The sequence below is a fragment of the Streptococcus sp. A25 genome (assembly GCF_043674095.1).
Classification (GTDB): domain Bacteria; phylum Bacillota; class Bacilli; order Lactobacillales; family Streptococcaceae; genus Streptococcus; species Streptococcus suis_V.
The window spans coordinates 25120-39130 of the sequence record NZ_JBIMJO010000016.1 but is presented as its reverse complement, the minus strand read 5'-3'; the positions used below and the strand labels follow the sequence as shown (position 1 = coordinate 39130).

At 43.7% G+C, this 14011-nt stretch carries 15 protein-coding genes; 13 read left to right on the top strand and 2 right to left on the bottom strand.

Translation table 11 applies throughout. The features are described 5' to 3' along the window. Window positions 1-900, bottom strand: a complete 900-nt coding sequence (locus tag ACHBID_RS08040; protein ID WP_172094830.1) for a cation transporter — start codon at window positions 898-900, stop codon at window positions 1-3. A gap of 118 nt (window positions 901-1018) precedes the next feature. Continuing rightward, window positions 1019-1846 (bottom strand): exodeoxyribonuclease III, encoded by an 828-nt coding sequence (locus tag ACHBID_RS08035; RefSeq protein ID WP_105111425.1) that lies wholly within the window; start codon window positions 1844-1846, stop codon window positions 1019-1021. A gap of 151 nt (window positions 1847-1997) precedes the next feature. On the opposite strand from ACHBID_RS08035, the gene ACHBID_RS08030 reads away from it, so the two are divergent. From ACHBID_RS08030 to ACHBID_RS07970, 13 genes are all read left to right on the top strand, one after another. Further along, window positions 1998-3659, top strand: a complete 1662-nt coding sequence (locus ACHBID_RS08030) for a hypothetical protein (protein ID WP_394732045.1) — start codon at window positions 1998-2000, stop codon at window positions 3657-3659. Window positions 3660-3678: 19 nt separating this feature from the next. After that, window positions 3679-4809, top strand: a complete 1131-nt coding sequence (locus ACHBID_RS08025) for a glycerate kinase (RefSeq protein WP_394732046.1) — start codon at window positions 3679-3681, stop codon at window positions 4807-4809. A gap of 65 nt (window positions 4810-4874) precedes the next feature. After that, the gene (locus tag ACHBID_RS08020; protein WP_257104426.1) at window positions 4875-5594 is read left to right on the top strand and encodes an O-methyltransferase; all 720 of its coding nucleotides are present in this window, start codon (window positions 4875-4877) and stop codon (window positions 5592-5594) included. A gap of 63 nt (window positions 5595-5657) precedes the next feature. Continuing rightward, window positions 5658-6647, top strand: a complete 990-nt coding sequence (prsA, locus tag ACHBID_RS08015) for a peptidylprolyl isomerase PrsA (protein ID WP_105111429.1) — start codon at window positions 5658-5660, stop codon at window positions 6645-6647. A 277-nt stretch (window positions 6648-6924) separates the two neighbouring features. Next, entirely contained in the window at window positions 6925-7410 is a 486-nt protein-coding gene (locus ACHBID_RS08010; RefSeq protein WP_105122175.1) for an LURP-one-related/scramblase family protein, read from the top strand. A 161-nt stretch (window positions 7411-7571) separates the two neighbouring features. Continuing rightward, window positions 7572-10190 (top strand): alanine--tRNA ligase, encoded by a 2619-nt coding sequence (gene alaS, locus ACHBID_RS08005; RefSeq protein ID WP_394732047.1) that lies wholly within the window; start codon window positions 7572-7574, stop codon window positions 10188-10190. A gap of 126 nt (window positions 10191-10316) precedes the next feature. After that, entirely contained in the window at window positions 10317-11219 is a 903-nt protein-coding gene (locus tag ACHBID_RS08000; RefSeq protein ID WP_172058963.1) for a PfkB family carbohydrate kinase, read from the top strand. 198 nt (window positions 11220-11417) lie between these two features. Then, the gene (locus ACHBID_RS07995; RefSeq protein WP_105122177.1) at window positions 11418-11627 is read left to right on the top strand and encodes a hypothetical protein; all 210 of its coding nucleotides are present in this window, start codon (window positions 11418-11420) and stop codon (window positions 11625-11627) included. 252 nt (window positions 11628-11879) lie between these two features. Beyond that, window positions 11880-12104, top strand: a complete 225-nt coding sequence (locus ACHBID_RS07990) for a hypothetical protein (RefSeq protein ID WP_394732048.1) — start codon at window positions 11880-11882, stop codon at window positions 12102-12104. After that, window positions 12088-12279 carry a hypothetical protein gene (locus ACHBID_RS07985; RefSeq protein WP_394732049.1) on the top strand — a complete coding sequence of 64 codons (192 nt, stop codon included), beginning with the start codon at window positions 12088-12090 and terminating at the stop codon, window positions 12277-12279. The genes ACHBID_RS07990 and ACHBID_RS07985 overlap by 17 nt, the downstream gene beginning before the upstream one ends. Window positions 12280-12444: 165 nt before the next feature. After that, window positions 12445-13011: a DUF3267 domain-containing protein gene (locus ACHBID_RS07980; RefSeq protein WP_394732050.1), complete on the top strand. Its 567-nt coding sequence runs from the start codon at window positions 12445-12447 to the stop codon at window positions 13009-13011. Between the two features lie 12 nt (window positions 13012-13023). After that, entirely contained in the window at window positions 13024-13239 is a 216-nt protein-coding gene (locus ACHBID_RS07975; RefSeq protein WP_105122181.1) for a helix-turn-helix transcriptional regulator, read from the top strand. Then, window positions 13236-13994 carry a DUF3169 family protein gene (locus ACHBID_RS07970; RefSeq protein ID WP_105122182.1) on the top strand — a complete coding sequence of 253 codons (759 nt, stop codon included), beginning with the start codon at window positions 13236-13238 and terminating at the stop codon, window positions 13992-13994. Before ACHBID_RS07975 ends, ACHBID_RS07970 begins: the two co-directional genes overlap by 4 nt. The last annotated feature ends 17 nt before the right edge of the window (window positions 13995-14011 follow it).

Here is a 14011-nt window from a genome sequence, read left to right as displayed (position 1 = left end):
TTATAAAGCATATTCAACTGAGATGTACTCATGCTGTTTTTGTAGGAGATAGAGCATCTGTGGTTTTTCAGCCAGCAATTGTTGCACTAACTGGTGTTCCACATCGTGCAGATTGATTTTTACCCGGATGTTCATACCTTGTTTGAAGATGTGAATATCTATATCTTGAGCATCTTCGTCAAGATAAGAACCAAGAATTTGATAGATGGATTCATGGATTTCAGGCACATGGGTTGTTCCGTTGGCCAGTTCCTTGAAGGCAGTTAGGAGACCATTCCAAGGCTCCTTAAAGGAAATCAAGGCCAAGGCCACAGTCAGGAAAAAGTCGCCGGTGTAGTGGAGAAATCCAAGCGGTCCATTGATTGGGACAAAGAATAGCAGTAGGATTGCCAAGCCAATGGCTCCTGAGATGAGCCCGTCGACCAAATTTCCTTTTGCCTCTGCCAAAATGATCGTTGACATGTGGTTGAGTTTGGAGCTCATGTGGAGATTGTAGAGATAAAGGGCAATACAGACGAAAAACATCGTAACTGAATAAGGGATAACAGGCCCTGTTGTCATCTGATTTCCAATTCCATTGACAAAATAGGCAAAGGCTGTTGCACTGGTTTCGAGGACAGCAAACAATAGCAAGAGCAGGGTCGCCAGTGATTTCATAATGGCGTAGAGAGGTTCTAAAAAGTAAAGTCCCTGCGGAAAGGTTGCTGTTTTCTTGTGGCTATTTTTTGAAATATAGAATGCGACTAGAGATGATATGAAAGCAATCAGTGAGAATACGCCATCCAGGAGCAGGGCATTCATGCCAGTGATGATATAGACTGCCAATCCTGCGGTTCCGCTAAGTCCGTTGACGATAGCTGATACAGTGAGTGATTTTCGTTCGATTTTCTTGTTGTTCATGTTTCCTCCTTTAATGATATCTATATATTTATTATACCACAAAAAGTAATCGTTTTCAAATCAGATACATTTAAAAACCCAGCATTTGCCGGGTTTGAACTGTCTAATGAACTAAAAATTAAATGCTTATTTCCATCACAATTGGTGTGTGGTCTTGGCGAGCACCTGAGTCAATCATAGCTGACTTGGTCACCTTGTCAGCGATACGGTCGCTAACCAACCAGTAGTCGATTCTCCAGCCTGTGTTGTTGATTTTGCTGGTACGGCTGCGTTGCGCCCACCAGGTATAGGCGTTGAGGACGTCACCATGCAGGTGACGGAAGGTATCGGTGAAGCCTTTGGCAAGCAGGTTTGTAAAGCCTTCACGCTCTTCATCGGTAAATCCTGGTGACTGGCGGTTGCTGGCTGGGTTGGCCAGGTCGATTTCTTTGTGGGCAACGTTGTAGTCGCCTGTTGCTAAGACAGGTTTTTGGTTGTCAAGCTGCGCTAGGTATTCTGCATACTGAACGTCCCAGATTTGGCGGTCAGCCAATCTTTTCAAGCCATCGCCAGCATTTGGCGTATAGACCTGGGTCACGTAGAAATCGTCAAATTCCAGGGTAATGATGCGCCCCTCAGAGTCCATAGTGGTAGGAGCACCGATTGCTGGGAAGCTAATGGTAGGAGTCAGGTGGTTTTTGTAGAGGAAGAGGGTGCCAGCGTAGCCCTTACGAGCAGGCTCTACAGAAGAACGCCAGGTATTGGCATAGCCTGGGAAGTAGGCTTCTAGAATTTCCAAATGCTTTTTGGTCGGTCCCTTGTCAGACAGCTTGGTCTCCTGAATGGCGATGATGTCTGCATCCTCAGCGACTAAGGTGTCAATGACAGCGCGCGAGAGTAGGGCGCGTGGCGATTCCGCAGTCAGGGCCGCGTTTAGGGAGTCAATGTTCCATGAGATGAGTTTCATATTCTATCCTTTTCACTTTTTCTATCGCTCCATTATACCAAAATTCCCCTATTGATGCGACTGAGAAAAACTGAAATAAAATATTGTTTTCGCTTTCACAAGTGGGAAAATATGCTATAATATAACTAGAATTGATATGGAGGAGATTTCTATGAAAAGACAATTGATTGGATTAGCCTGGCTGGCTCTTGTGCTAGAAATGGCTATATACTACTGGTACAATCTACCAGCCCTCAACATTTGGAGCCTGGGTTTTTGGTTCTTCTTGCTCCAATCACTGGGGCTGGTCTGGCTGATACTGGTCTTCTCGTCCGCAGGCGGTATGGTCCAGAAGGTGACAAAAATCTCTGGACGCAATCGTTCTGTCGACACCTATCAGCTCAAGCCCAACGGTCTACCTAGCTCTCTGCGTTGGTTTGGTCGCCTGCTTCTGGGGATTGTCCTTGTCTTAACCCTGCTTGGTGCTCTCAATACTCGCATTTTCCGTGCCAAGGACTATGCTGGTGTCATCACAGTTCAGGATGCGGATTTCAAGGCGGATTTCCCAGAGACAGATATTTCTAGACTGGCTCTCCTGGATCGGGCATCAGCTGAGAAGATTGGAGATACCTATCTAGGCACCATAGACAAGGTTTCTCAGTTCGGTATTTCGGATGATTATCGCCAGATTACCATTGGCCAGCAACCTTTTCGCGTGTCGCCTTTGGAATATAAGTCTTTTTGGAAATGGCTGAGCAACCACCAAGATGGGATTGGCTACTATGTCAAGGTCAACCAGACGACAGGAAAAGCAGAGCTTGCCAAGCTGGCACAGGCCATGCATTTCTCCGATTCAGAATATTGGTTCAATGATACCAAGCGTCATCTGCGAATTCAATATCCGACCACGATTTTTGGCAATCCCTCCTTTGAAGTTGACGACCAGGGCAACCCCTACTATATTGCTACGATCTATCAACCGAAATTCGGTCTGTCATCCAATGACCCAACAGGTGCTATCGTACTAGATGCCGTTACAGGAGAAAGCAAACGGTATAGCTTAGCTGATATTCCAGAATGGGTGGACCGTGTCTATTCTGCCGAAAATGTCATCAGCCGTGTTGATGACCATTATACTTATCAAAATGGTTTCTGGAATACGGTCTTTAGCCAAACTGGCGTTAAAAATACAACTGACAGCTACAACTATATTTCAATCGGTTCGGATATCTATCTCTACACAGGGATTACTTCAGCTACAGCAGATTCATCTAACCTGGGCTTTATTCTAGTCAATATGCGTACCCGTGATATAACCAACTACAAGCTGGCATCAGCAACCGAGACAGCCGCCCAAGAATCGGCTGAAGGAGAAGTCCAAGAAAAAGGCTACCAAGCAACGGCACCAAGTCTGGTCAAGCTAGCCGACACCGCCTACTACCTGGTTTCTCTCAAGGACGACGCCGGTCTAGTAAAATCCTATGCCCTGGTCGATGCCGAAGATTACCAGCAGGTGACAGTTAACAATGACGTGGCAACCTTGATTTCTCAGGTATCCGGGGCAGATGCCTCTAGCTTGTCAGGTCTGGCAAGCACAGCAGATGGACAAGGGGCAGAAGAGCTCGAGACTGTCTCTGGTAAAATCGAGGCCTTGGGTAGTCAGATGATTGCTGGCTCAACGGTCTACTATATCCAGTCGGAAGGCAAGATTTATAAGGTCAAGGCGACGGAAGACAGTACAGACAAGTTACCATTTATCAAAGTCGGCGATAACTTTACCGGTCAGCTGGATAAGAAGAATTACTTGATTCAATTCCAAGTCGAAAATGAGTAGATGCTCGGAGGACAGCTAGATGCATGTTTTGATTGCGCCAGATTCTTTTAAGGAATCCTTGGCCGCTCCAGATGTGGCTAGGGTTATAAAAAATGGGTTTTCAAAGGTATTTCCAGAGGCTTCCTACGATTTGATGCCGCTTGGAGATGGAGGAGAGGGGACACTGGATAGCCTGGTGCATAGTTTGGGATTATACAGGCAATCAACCCAGGTTACCGGTCCTTTTGGGGAGAACATTCAGGTTCAATATGCGGTAAAAGGAAGTTTGGCCATGTTTGAAATGGCTGAGCTTGTGGGTCTGGCCTCTATTCCAATAGAAAGTCGAGCTCCATTACAGATTCAGACCAGAGGACTGGGGGAGCTCATTGTCCATCTGGTTGAGGCCGGTATGGAGCGAATTATGATTGGAGTGGGTGGTTCCGCTAGTCATGATGGTGGAATGGGCATGGCGGCTGGCTTGGGATTTCAATTCTTCGATAAGGATGGTCAGGAGTTGGAGCCGATAGGGGCCAATTTGGGCAAGGTGGTCAGCTATTCCAAACCCGATACAGGATTTGATAGTGCTGCTATTCAGATTGATTTAATCACTGATGTGACCAATCCCTTGTGCGGGCAGAATGGGGCGACCTATGTATTTGCAGCTCAAAAAGGATTGGCACCGGAAAGGTTTGCCCAAGTTGATAAGGAGATGCACGATTTTTATCAGCTCGTTAATCCTGATTTGATTGAAAAGGAAGGAGCTGGTGCGGGCGGCGGTATGGCTGCAGGGCTTTGTGCCTTTGCCGGCGCTACAATTCATTCGGGTATTGACTTTGTGCTGGATCAGCTGGATTTTGAACAACGTGCTAGCCAGGCTAATCTGGTGATAGTTGGTGAAGGCCGTCTGGATCGACAGAGTCTTTCTGGTAAGACTCCGATTGGTGTTGCCCGCCGGGTCAAGCAGGGAGTACCTGTTGTTGCTATATGTGGTAGTCTTGCGGACGATTTGCCTGATTTTCCTTTTGAAAATATCTGCGCCGCATTTCCCATTATCTCTAAATTAGCGAGCTTAGAGGAGTCGCTGGCTTTAGCGGAAGTGAACCTGGAAAGAACAGCTGAACAAATAGCACGCATTCTGAAAATATCACAAGCATGGAAAGATGGGCTCTAGCCTGTCTTTTTCTTGTGAAATAGCTATTCTTGACCGAATTTCGGGCGTGTGATATACTTGGAAACATGGTACAATCATACTCAGAAAACGCAAACCACAATATGCGCCGGCCTGTTGTCAAGGAAGAAATTGTGGACTTTATGCGGACACGTCAGGCGCAGAATAGAGGATTTTTGAAAGAGCTCGAAGTCTTTGCTCAGAAGGAAAATATTCCGGTCATCCCACATGAGACGGTAGCCTTTTTCCGCCTGCTCTTGCAGACCCTGCAACCGCAGAATATTCTTGAAATTGGTACAGCAATCGGCTTTTCGGCCCTTTTGATGGCTGAAAATAGTCCAAATGCTCAGATTACGACTATTGATCGCAACGAGGAAATGATTGGTCTAGCCAAAGAAAATTTTGCCAAGTATGATAGTCGCAAGCAGATTTCCTTGCTGGAAGGGGAGGCCATGGAGTTACTTCCAACTCTGGTCGATGACCAGTATGACTTTGTTTTCATGGATTCTGCCAAGTCCAAATATATCGTTTTCTTGCCTGAAGTTCTGAAGAAGGTTAAGCTGGGTGGTATCATTGTCATCGATGATATTTTCCAGGGAGGCGATGTGGCTAAGGACATCATGGAAGTGCGTCGTGGTCAGCGGACCATTTACAAGGGTTTACAGAAACTCTTCAATGCGACCTTGGATAATCCAGATTTGACAGCCAGTCTTGTTTCACTCAGTGATGGGCTCCTGATGCTCCGTAAAAATTTGGAAAATGTTGAGCTGAATCTAGATGATATTTAAGAATTTTATAAGATTTTATGGTATAATGGATGGGTTAAAGAAAGAAGGAGTGTTAATTTTCGAATGAAATCAAGAAAAATTATTGCTGGTGCGGTAACATTGTTAGCAGCAGTTACCCTAGCAGCTTGTACTTCATCAACTGATAAGGATATTGTCAGCTTAAAAGGGCAAACCATTACTGTTTCGGAATTCTATGACGAAGTAAAAAACAATCCAAATGCTCAGCAGGTTCTCTTGTCTATGCTGATTACAGAAGTATTTGAAGAAAATTACGGAGACAAGGTATCAGACAAGGAAGTCACTGAGGCTTTTGATAAAATGGCAGAGCAGTATGGTGATTCATTCCAGCAGGCCCTGGCATCAGCTGGCTTGAATACAGAGAGCTATAAGCAACAAATCCGTACCAATAAATTGGTTGAATATGCTGTTAAACAAGCAGCAGAAAAAGAGTTGACAGATGACAACTATAAGGCTGCCTATGAAAACTATACGCCAGAAGTAACTGCGCGTGTCATCCAATTGACAGACGAAGCTAAGGCGAAAGAAATCTTGGCAAAAGCTCAGGAAGACGGTGCTGATTTCGCCCAATTGGCTAAGGATAATTCAGCAGACAGCAAGGCTAAGGACAAGGGTGGAGAAGTCAAGTTTGACTCTACTTCAACAGAAGTGCCAAAAGAAGTTCAACAAGCAGTCTTTGCACTTGACAATGGCCAAGTTGGCGCGTCTATCGTCCCTGTGGTTGACCCGACAACTTATACAACAAGTTACTATGTTGTAAAATTGGAAAGCAAAACTGAAAAAGCAAAAGATTGGAAAGAATACAAAGACAAGTTGAAAGAAGTCATTCTTACAGCTAAGCAAAACGATGCAGCCTTCATTTCGACTGTTGTTTCAGAAGAGTTGAAAGCAGCTAACGTTAAGGTCAAAGACCCAGCCTTCCAAAACATTCTTTCTCAGTATATTCCATCTGAAGTTAATTCATCTTCAACAGACGCTTCGTCTTCGACAGATGCTTCATCAAGCTCTGAAGAAAAGAAAGATGAAAACAAATAATCTATCGAGAATGGATGGTTATCCACTCAGTTCAGAAAATTGGCGGTCGCTGCGAGCCATCTGAGTAAATCATCTTGCTACTCGTTAGCACAATTGAATAGTGAGAACCTGTATCCAGAGCTCAGTACCTTAGTACCTAAGTACCTTAGTACCTAAGTCGAGGTTGGCTTACCTGTGAATACAGATTCTGAATGAAGAATGACAAGTCATTGAATGAAGGTGGTACCGCGGTTTTTCGCCCTTCGTTTGGTTTCTTGTCATTTTTTTGGAGGTTATCATGAAAGAATTTCTTGTGAAACAGCGGTTCACCTTTGGTGGAGAAAAATTCGATATTCAGGATAGTCAGGGCAATCTAGCCTATCAGGTTCAGGGTTCCTTCCTGGAAATTCCCAAGCGGTTCACTATTGTAAACAGCCAAGGACAGGAAATCAGTCAGATTACCAAGAAATTTCTGACCTGGCTACCTCAATTTACCATTGACATGGCCAGCGGGCATTCCTTTTATCTGAAACAGAAATTGACTTTCTTTAGAGATAAATACTCGGTGGAAAATCTGGGGCTAGCTCTTGAGGGCAATATCTGGGATTTGGATTTTCGACTGCGGACGGCCGACGGTCAGCTGGTAGCTGAAATCTCCAAAGAACTTTTTCACCTAACTTCTCATTATTCGGTTAAAGTTTACCACGACGACTATGCTGATTTAGTTATTTCCCTAGTCATCGCCATTGACTATGTGGAGATGCTGGAATCTGCATCAAGCTAAACATCATTAAACAAACAAAAAACGAAAGGAATGGTTCAGTTAATCAGTCTAACTGAACCCGCCCGGAAGGTTCGGAAAAAAATAAACTGTCTAGGAAATCAGGATTTCCTGTCAGTATCCTATTTTTCAGTCGCCTTCTAATCGGGCTTGGTATCTTAATTATGAAAAATCTATCTTCTGCTCAAATTCGTCAAATGTGGTTGGATTTCTGGAAATCAAAAGGCCACTCTGTTGAGCCTTCCGCAAACCTTGTCCCAGTAAACGATCCAACTCTTTTGTGGATTAACTCTGGTGTAGCAACGCTTAAAAAATATTTCGATGGATCTGTCATTCCTGAAAATCCACGGATTACTAACGCTCAAAAATCAATACGTACCAACGACATTGAAAATGTTGGTAAGACCGCTCGCCACCACACCATGTTTGAAATGCTGGGCAACTTCTCTATCGGTGATTATTTCCGTGATGAGGCCATTGAGTGGGGCTATGAGCTCTTGACAAGTCCAGAATGGTTTGCCTTTCCAAAAGACAAGCTCTACATGACCTACTATCCAGATGATAAGGATTCCTACAACCGCTGGATTGCGCTTGGTGTAGACCCAAGTCACCTCATTCCACTCGAGGATAATTTCTGGGAAATCGGTGCGGGACCTTCTGGACCCGATACGGAAATTTTCTTTGACCGTGGCACAGACTTTGACCCTGAAAATATCGGCATTCGTTTGCTGGAAGAAGACATTGAAAACGACCGTTACATCGAGATTTGGAACATCGTTCTTTCACAATTCAACGCTGACCCAGCTGTTCCGCGTTCTGAGTACAAGGAATTGCCAAATAAAAACATCGATACGGGTGCAGGTTTGGAGCGTTTGGCAGCTATTTTCCAAGGGGCTAAGACTAACTTTGAAACCGACCTCTTCTTGCCAATCATTCGTGAAGTAGAAAAGATTTCTGGTAAGACTTACGATCCAGACGGCGATAACATGAGCTTCAAGGTCATTGCAGACCACATCCGTGCTTTATCATTTGCCATCGGTGACGGTGCTCTTCCAGGAAATGAAGGTCGTGGTTATGTCCTTCGTCGTTTGCTTCGTCGTGCGGTCATGCACGGTCGCCGTTTGGGCATCACCGAGCCATTCTTGTACAAATTGGTGGAAACGGTTGGCAATATCATGGAAAGCTACTACCCAGAAGTGCTTGAAAAACGTGACTTTATCGAGAAAATCGTTAAACGTGAGGAAGAAACCTTTGCTCGCACCATTGATGCTGGTAGCGGTCACTTGGAGGAACTTTTGGCTGACTTGAAAGCGGCTGGTAAGGATACTCTTGAAGGTAAGGATATCTTCAAGCTCTATGACACTTACGGTTTCCCTGTGGAATTGACCGAGGAATTGGCAGAAGATGCTGGCTACAAGATTGACCACGAAGGCTTCAAGGCTGCCATGAAGGAACAGCAGGACCGTGCCCGTGCCGCCGTTGTTAAAGGTGGCTCAATGGGTATGCAAAATGAAACTCTGGCAGGTATTACCGAGAGCTCAACATTTGTCTATGGACAAACTAGCCTAGATGCCAAATTGGCAGTGATTATTACGGACAATGAGCGGACAGAAGCTGTGTCAGAAGGTCAAGCCCTTCTTGTCTTTGACCAAACACCATTCTACGCTGAAATGGGTGGTCAGGTGGCAGACCGTGGTGTCATTAAAAATGCATCAGGTGATGTCGTGGCAACAGTTGTGGATGTGCAAAAAGCACCGAATGGTCAGCCATTGCACACCGTAGAACTCTCTGCTAGCATTTCACTAGGTCAAACCTACACACTTGAAATCGACGGAAACCGTCGTCGTGACGTTGAGAAAAACCACACAGCAACTCACTTACTCCATGCTGCCCTTCACAATGTCATCGGCGAGCATGCGACCCAGGCTGGTTCCTTGAACGAGGAAGGCTTCCTCCGCTTTGACTTCACACACTTTGAAGCAGTGACAGCTGATGAGCTTCGTCGTATTGAAAATGAAGTCAATGAAAAAATCTGGGAAGCCTTGGATATTGTTACAGTTGAAACGGATGTGGATACGGCTAAAGAAATGGGTGCCATGGCTCTCTTTGGTGAGAAGTATGGCAAAGTGGTCCGTGTGGTTACAATCGGTGACTATTCTATCGAGCTTTGTGGTGGTACCCACGTTGGCAATACAGCTGAGATCGGTCTCTTCAAGATTGTCAAAGAAGAAGGTATCGGCTCTGGTACCCGCCGTATTTTAGCGGTGACAGGCAAGGAAGCTTTCCTAGCTCTACGTGACCGCGAGGATGCTCTTAAAGCTGTTGCGCAGACCCTTAAAGTGCCACAAATCGACCAAGTGCCGACAAAAGTGGAAGCACTGGCTGCGGAGCTCCGCGATTTGCAAAAAGAAAACGCTAGTCTGAAAGAAAAGGCAGCGGCAGCAGCTGCTGGTGATGTCTTCAAAGATGTTAAAGAGGCAAACGGTGTTCGCTACATTGCTAGCCAGGTCCAAGTTTCAGACGCAGGTGCCCTCCGTACCTTCGCTGACAACTGGAAGCAGAAAGACCACTCTGATGTCTTGGTGCTGGTTGCGGCTATCGGTGACAAGGTCAATGTCCTTGTAGCAAGCAAGTCGGCTGATGTCCATGCAGGAAATCTCATCAAAGTCCTTGCTCCAATCGTAGCAGGTCGTGGTGGCGGTAAGCCGGATATGGCTATGGCAGGTGGTAGCGATGCGTCTGCTATCCAAAACCTCTTGAACAGCGTTGCTGAAAACTTGTAATTAAACAAATGAAACTCTTTTATTCTCTGGATGAAGGAGTTTTTTGGTATAATATGCCTGTCTATATTTTAGCAATTTAGAATAATCGATTCTAACTGAATGGTCTATTATTAAACGGAGGAAAAAATGGGAAAATGTTTGGTAATCGGTTCGACCGTTTGTGATGTGATGATTTATCTGGATCAGTTACCGGGGCGGCAAGGCGATGCGCATATTGACAAACAGGTCCTGTCTCTGGGCGGTTGTGCTTTCAATGTGGTCAATATCCTGCACCACATGGGTGTGGACTATGATTTCATTTCACCGGTAGGGACAGGCATTTACGGTCATTTTGTCAGGAATGAGCTGGAAAAAATTGGAATTGAACCACGGGTTTTAGTGGAAAGAGCCAACGGCTGTTGTTACTGCTTTATCGAAAGCGACGGAGAACGGACCTTTCTGTCCGACCATGGTGTGGAATACCATTTTGACCCTACTTGGCTGGACCAGTTGGATTTATCGGAGTACGATTATGCTTACGTTTGTGGTTTAGAAGTGGAGGAAGAAACAGGTCAGGCATTAGTGGACAGTTTGGAAACTATTCCTGCCCAGCTCATTTTTGCGCCGGGACCGCGAGGACATCTGATAGATAAGCAGCGCATGGAGCAAGTCTTGGATTTGTCTCCTATCCTCCATGTCAATGAGCAAGAGGCTTTGACATTATCAGGTCAAACTGACATCAGGCAGGCTGTGCAGACCTTAAATGAACGCACCGGGCAAGCGCTGGTGGTAACCAGAGGAGAGGCTGGAGCTTTGGCCTACGATGGACAATGGCATGAGCAAAGGTCTTATCCAGCGCAAGTGGTAGACGCGGTGGGAGCGGGGGATAGTCATGTTGGCGCTCTATTGGCAGGATTAGCTAGTGGAAAATCCTTGGACCAGTTGCTCGACTTTGCCAATCGTGTCGCCAGTTATATTGTGGCCAACCCCGGCGTACACCTGCCTTCATCAACCTATGAGGATTTAAGAAAGTATTTATCAGAATTATAAATTCGAGCCCATTTGGGCTTTTTTGCTTGTCTAATTGCCCATTATCAGCTACATTTTGACTATCATTATAAACTTTTTGACAATTTTTATTGTTTTTTTGACAAAGATACTTGTCAAAAAGAAAAAGAAGTGTTACAATGATATCAAGATAAGAGATGAAAGCGAAATCATCATATAAAAAGAAAGTAGGAAACTATTATGAAAAAGTTAAACAATCTTCACATTGCGCGCTTCGTACAAGTACTGGCAATTGCCTATCTAGTTTTTGTCCTGCTAGCTGACATCATGAAGTGGCAGCAGTTGGATAATACTCATGTCGTTCTTGCCATTTGTGCCATCGTAGTGACAGATGAGAACTTGTGGAAACTAGCTGGCAGAAAAGAGAAAAACGGGAAAAGAATAAAGTAAGTAAAAATAAAGAAAGCGGGAAATCATCATGAGTAAAAATATGTCACCTACAAAATCTGAAGTGAATTTCAATAATTGGACCAAACGTGAGAAAGTTCTTCTAACTCTACTTATTATTACGTTGATTGATATTAAAGAGATTATATTTACTCTCTATCACATTGGATTGGAGTTTGGACAGGCTTTTACGGCCTGGTTCTAGGATAAGGAATTGAAAACAGAAAAGCGTATTGATTGATCTTGGAGGTCGTTATGAAAAACAATAGCAATAAAAAAGGAATTTTGATTACAGGAACAAGCGTTGTGCGTGGAGTGCAGGTTCTAGTTGCACTATATTTGATTTATAGTTTCGTTCAACTCTTTGTATTTGGTCAAGAGATAGATACCATGATACTCTTGATGATGATGAGTTCTCTCCTTATTTTAGACGATACTCTCAGCAACAAAAAGGAGAAGAAAAATGAGCAAGACAATTAAAAATGGAATGAAAGTAGTCCTATTGTTTTTCGCACTCTTCTTGATAAATATTTTGGTCTTTAAAGTTCTAGCCTTGCTAGGATTTGACCTTAGTTTGAATGCAGAGAGTTATTTAATTCCACCATTGATGGCGACACTTTTGCTCTATTTAAAACATGTTAATCCCAAGAAATAGTGACAAAATCTAGGGAAAGATAGGAGAAATCTTATGAAACGACACATTTCAGCAGATATGGCAGCAATTATTATTGCAGGATCGAGTATTATGGGACTACTGATTGGAGTTGCCCTAGGACTATATAGTTTAGTCTAGCTTGTAGGAAAATAAAGGAGAAGAAATATGGAAGCGAAAAAGAAATTATTTGAAGTTAATATCATGGAAAATAAGAAGTTTGTCTGGGGCTTGAATATTCTTGCTGTGGTACTCATCTTTCCATTTGCTCTGCTATTTGGTAAGTTAGCGTTTTCCTTGCTGGCTAATGTAGAACAAAATTTGCCACTTACCTTACCAGAGTTATGGATAGGAATGGTTCTATTTCCTCTTTTGATAGTTGTGCATGAAGCGATTCACGGTATCTTCTTCAAGGTTTTTTGTCCTGAAAATCCTGTCAAATACGGGATAAAATGGAAGTCCGGTATGGCCTATGCAACCAGTCCGGGCTCCCTTTACAATCGGATGCAAATGCTGGTAATTTCCCTGGCTCCCTTTGTCGTGATTAGTCTAGGCTTGACAATACTAGCGTGCTTAGGGGGAATGGACGTATCTCTTTATCTGATGGTAGCTACCATGCATGCAGCTGCTTGTGCTGGTGATTTCTACTATACTTATCTCTTGTTGGTTAAGTTTGCTAAGGGGAATATAGCTGTCGAAGACACAGAAACAGGCTTGATTATCTACCAAGCCTAGAAAGGAAACAACATGGAATATGTCTTAAAAAATCGGCTTAAGGAGTTGCGGGCACGGGATAGCCTCAACCAGACTGAGTTGGCAAAATTAGCAGAAGTTTCGCGGCAGACCATTAGTCTGATAGAGCGTGGCGAATATACGCCCTCGGTGGTCATTGCCATGCGAATTGCACAGATTTTTAATGAAAATGTGGAAAATGTCTTTCAATTAGTGGAGGTAGAGGGATGAAGAAAGAAAAATCAAAAAATAGTCTTCTCAGATTAGGTAAACAACTGGGTATTGGTGTTTTAATTGGTGCGCCTATAGGTTTTTTAATTGGATTTTTTGGCTTATTAGATCATCCTTTGCAACTACCCTTCCAAACTATCCTTGATATAGCTAGCGGAGTACTCTTGTTCATGACACTTGTTTCCTTATTGGTACAGCTTTATTATTTTATAAAAGCAGAAAAGAACTATAAAATATATAAGGATTTAGCTGATGACGATGAGCGCATTGATGAACTATATCGAGTACTGAGTTTAGACTACTCGTACGCAGTGACATTTACAGGTCTTATGTCAGTTTTGGGAATGGTCAGTTTGATGCTCAATTTGAAATTGGATATTTCTTCTAATGGGTTATTTATATTCTTTTCAATTTGGCCATTTGTTGTCTTGGTTTACACCACTGTTATGCAAATGTTGCTGATGAAACGGCACAATAAGATAAAAGGTATTAAGGCGCCTCTTGTGCCAACCTTGAAAGAAGTAAAGGCTAACGTTTTAGGGTTGGATGAGGCAGAATTGCAGGCAAACTACAAAATGTCTTTTGAAATCGTGATGAACTTGAGCAGTATGATTTTACCGGGGATTTATCTATTTTGTTTTGCTCTTTCAGCTATTCAAGGAGAAGTAGAATTGACAGGCCTCTTGATTGCAGGAGGTATTCATATCTATATTATGGTCATGCAGTTAAAAATGGCAAAAAATTATTATAAATAATATAGAAAAAAGGAGAT

Bases quoted from the DNA above. Each gene is read 5' to 3' on its own strand.
- ACHBID_RS08040 (WP_172094830.1), bottom strand. From the start codon at position 900: ATGAACAACAAGAAAATCGAACGAAAATCACTCACTGTATCAGCTATC.
- ACHBID_RS08035 (WP_105111425.1), bottom strand. From the start codon at position 1,846: ATGAAACTCATCTCATGGAACATTGACTCCCTAAACGCGGCCCTGACT.
- ACHBID_RS08030 (WP_394732045.1), top strand. From the start codon at position 1,998: ATGAAAAGACAATTGATTGGATTAGCCTGGCTGGCTCTTGTGCTAGAA.
- ACHBID_RS08025 (WP_394732046.1), top strand. From the start codon at position 3,679: ATGCATGTTTTGATTGCGCCAGATTCTTTTAAGGAATCCTTGGCCGCT.
- ACHBID_RS08020 (WP_257104426.1), top strand. From the start codon at position 4,875: ATGGTACAATCATACTCAGAAAACGCAAACCACAATATGCGCCGGCCT.
- prsA (WP_105111429.1), top strand. From the start codon at position 5,658: ATGAAATCAAGAAAAATTATTGCTGGTGCGGTAACATTGTTAGCAGCA.
- ACHBID_RS08010 (WP_105122175.1), top strand. From the start codon at position 6,925: ATGAAAGAATTTCTTGTGAAACAGCGGTTCACCTTTGGTGGAGAAAAA.
- alaS (WP_394732047.1), top strand. From the start codon at position 7,572: ATGAAAAATCTATCTTCTGCTCAAATTCGTCAAATGTGGTTGGATTTC.
- ACHBID_RS08000 (WP_172058963.1), top strand. From the start codon at position 10,317: ATGGGAAAATGTTTGGTAATCGGTTCGACCGTTTGTGATGTGATGATT.
- ACHBID_RS07995 (WP_105122177.1), top strand. From the start codon at position 11,418: ATGAAAAAGTTAAACAATCTTCACATTGCGCGCTTCGTACAAGTACTG.
- ACHBID_RS07990 (WP_394732048.1), top strand. From the start codon at position 11,880: ATGAAAAACAATAGCAATAAAAAAGGAATTTTGATTACAGGAACAAGC.
- ACHBID_RS07985 (WP_394732049.1), top strand. From the start codon at position 12,088: ATGAGCAAGACAATTAAAAATGGAATGAAAGTAGTCCTATTGTTTTTC.
- ACHBID_RS07980 (WP_394732050.1), top strand. From the start codon at position 12,445: ATGGAAGCGAAAAAGAAATTATTTGAAGTTAATATCATGGAAAATAAG.
- ACHBID_RS07975 (WP_105122181.1), top strand. From the start codon at position 13,024: ATGGAATATGTCTTAAAAAATCGGCTTAAGGAGTTGCGGGCACGGGAT.
- ACHBID_RS07970 (WP_105122182.1), top strand. From the start codon at position 13,236: ATGAAGAAAGAAAAATCAAAAAATAGTCTTCTCAGATTAGGTAAACAA.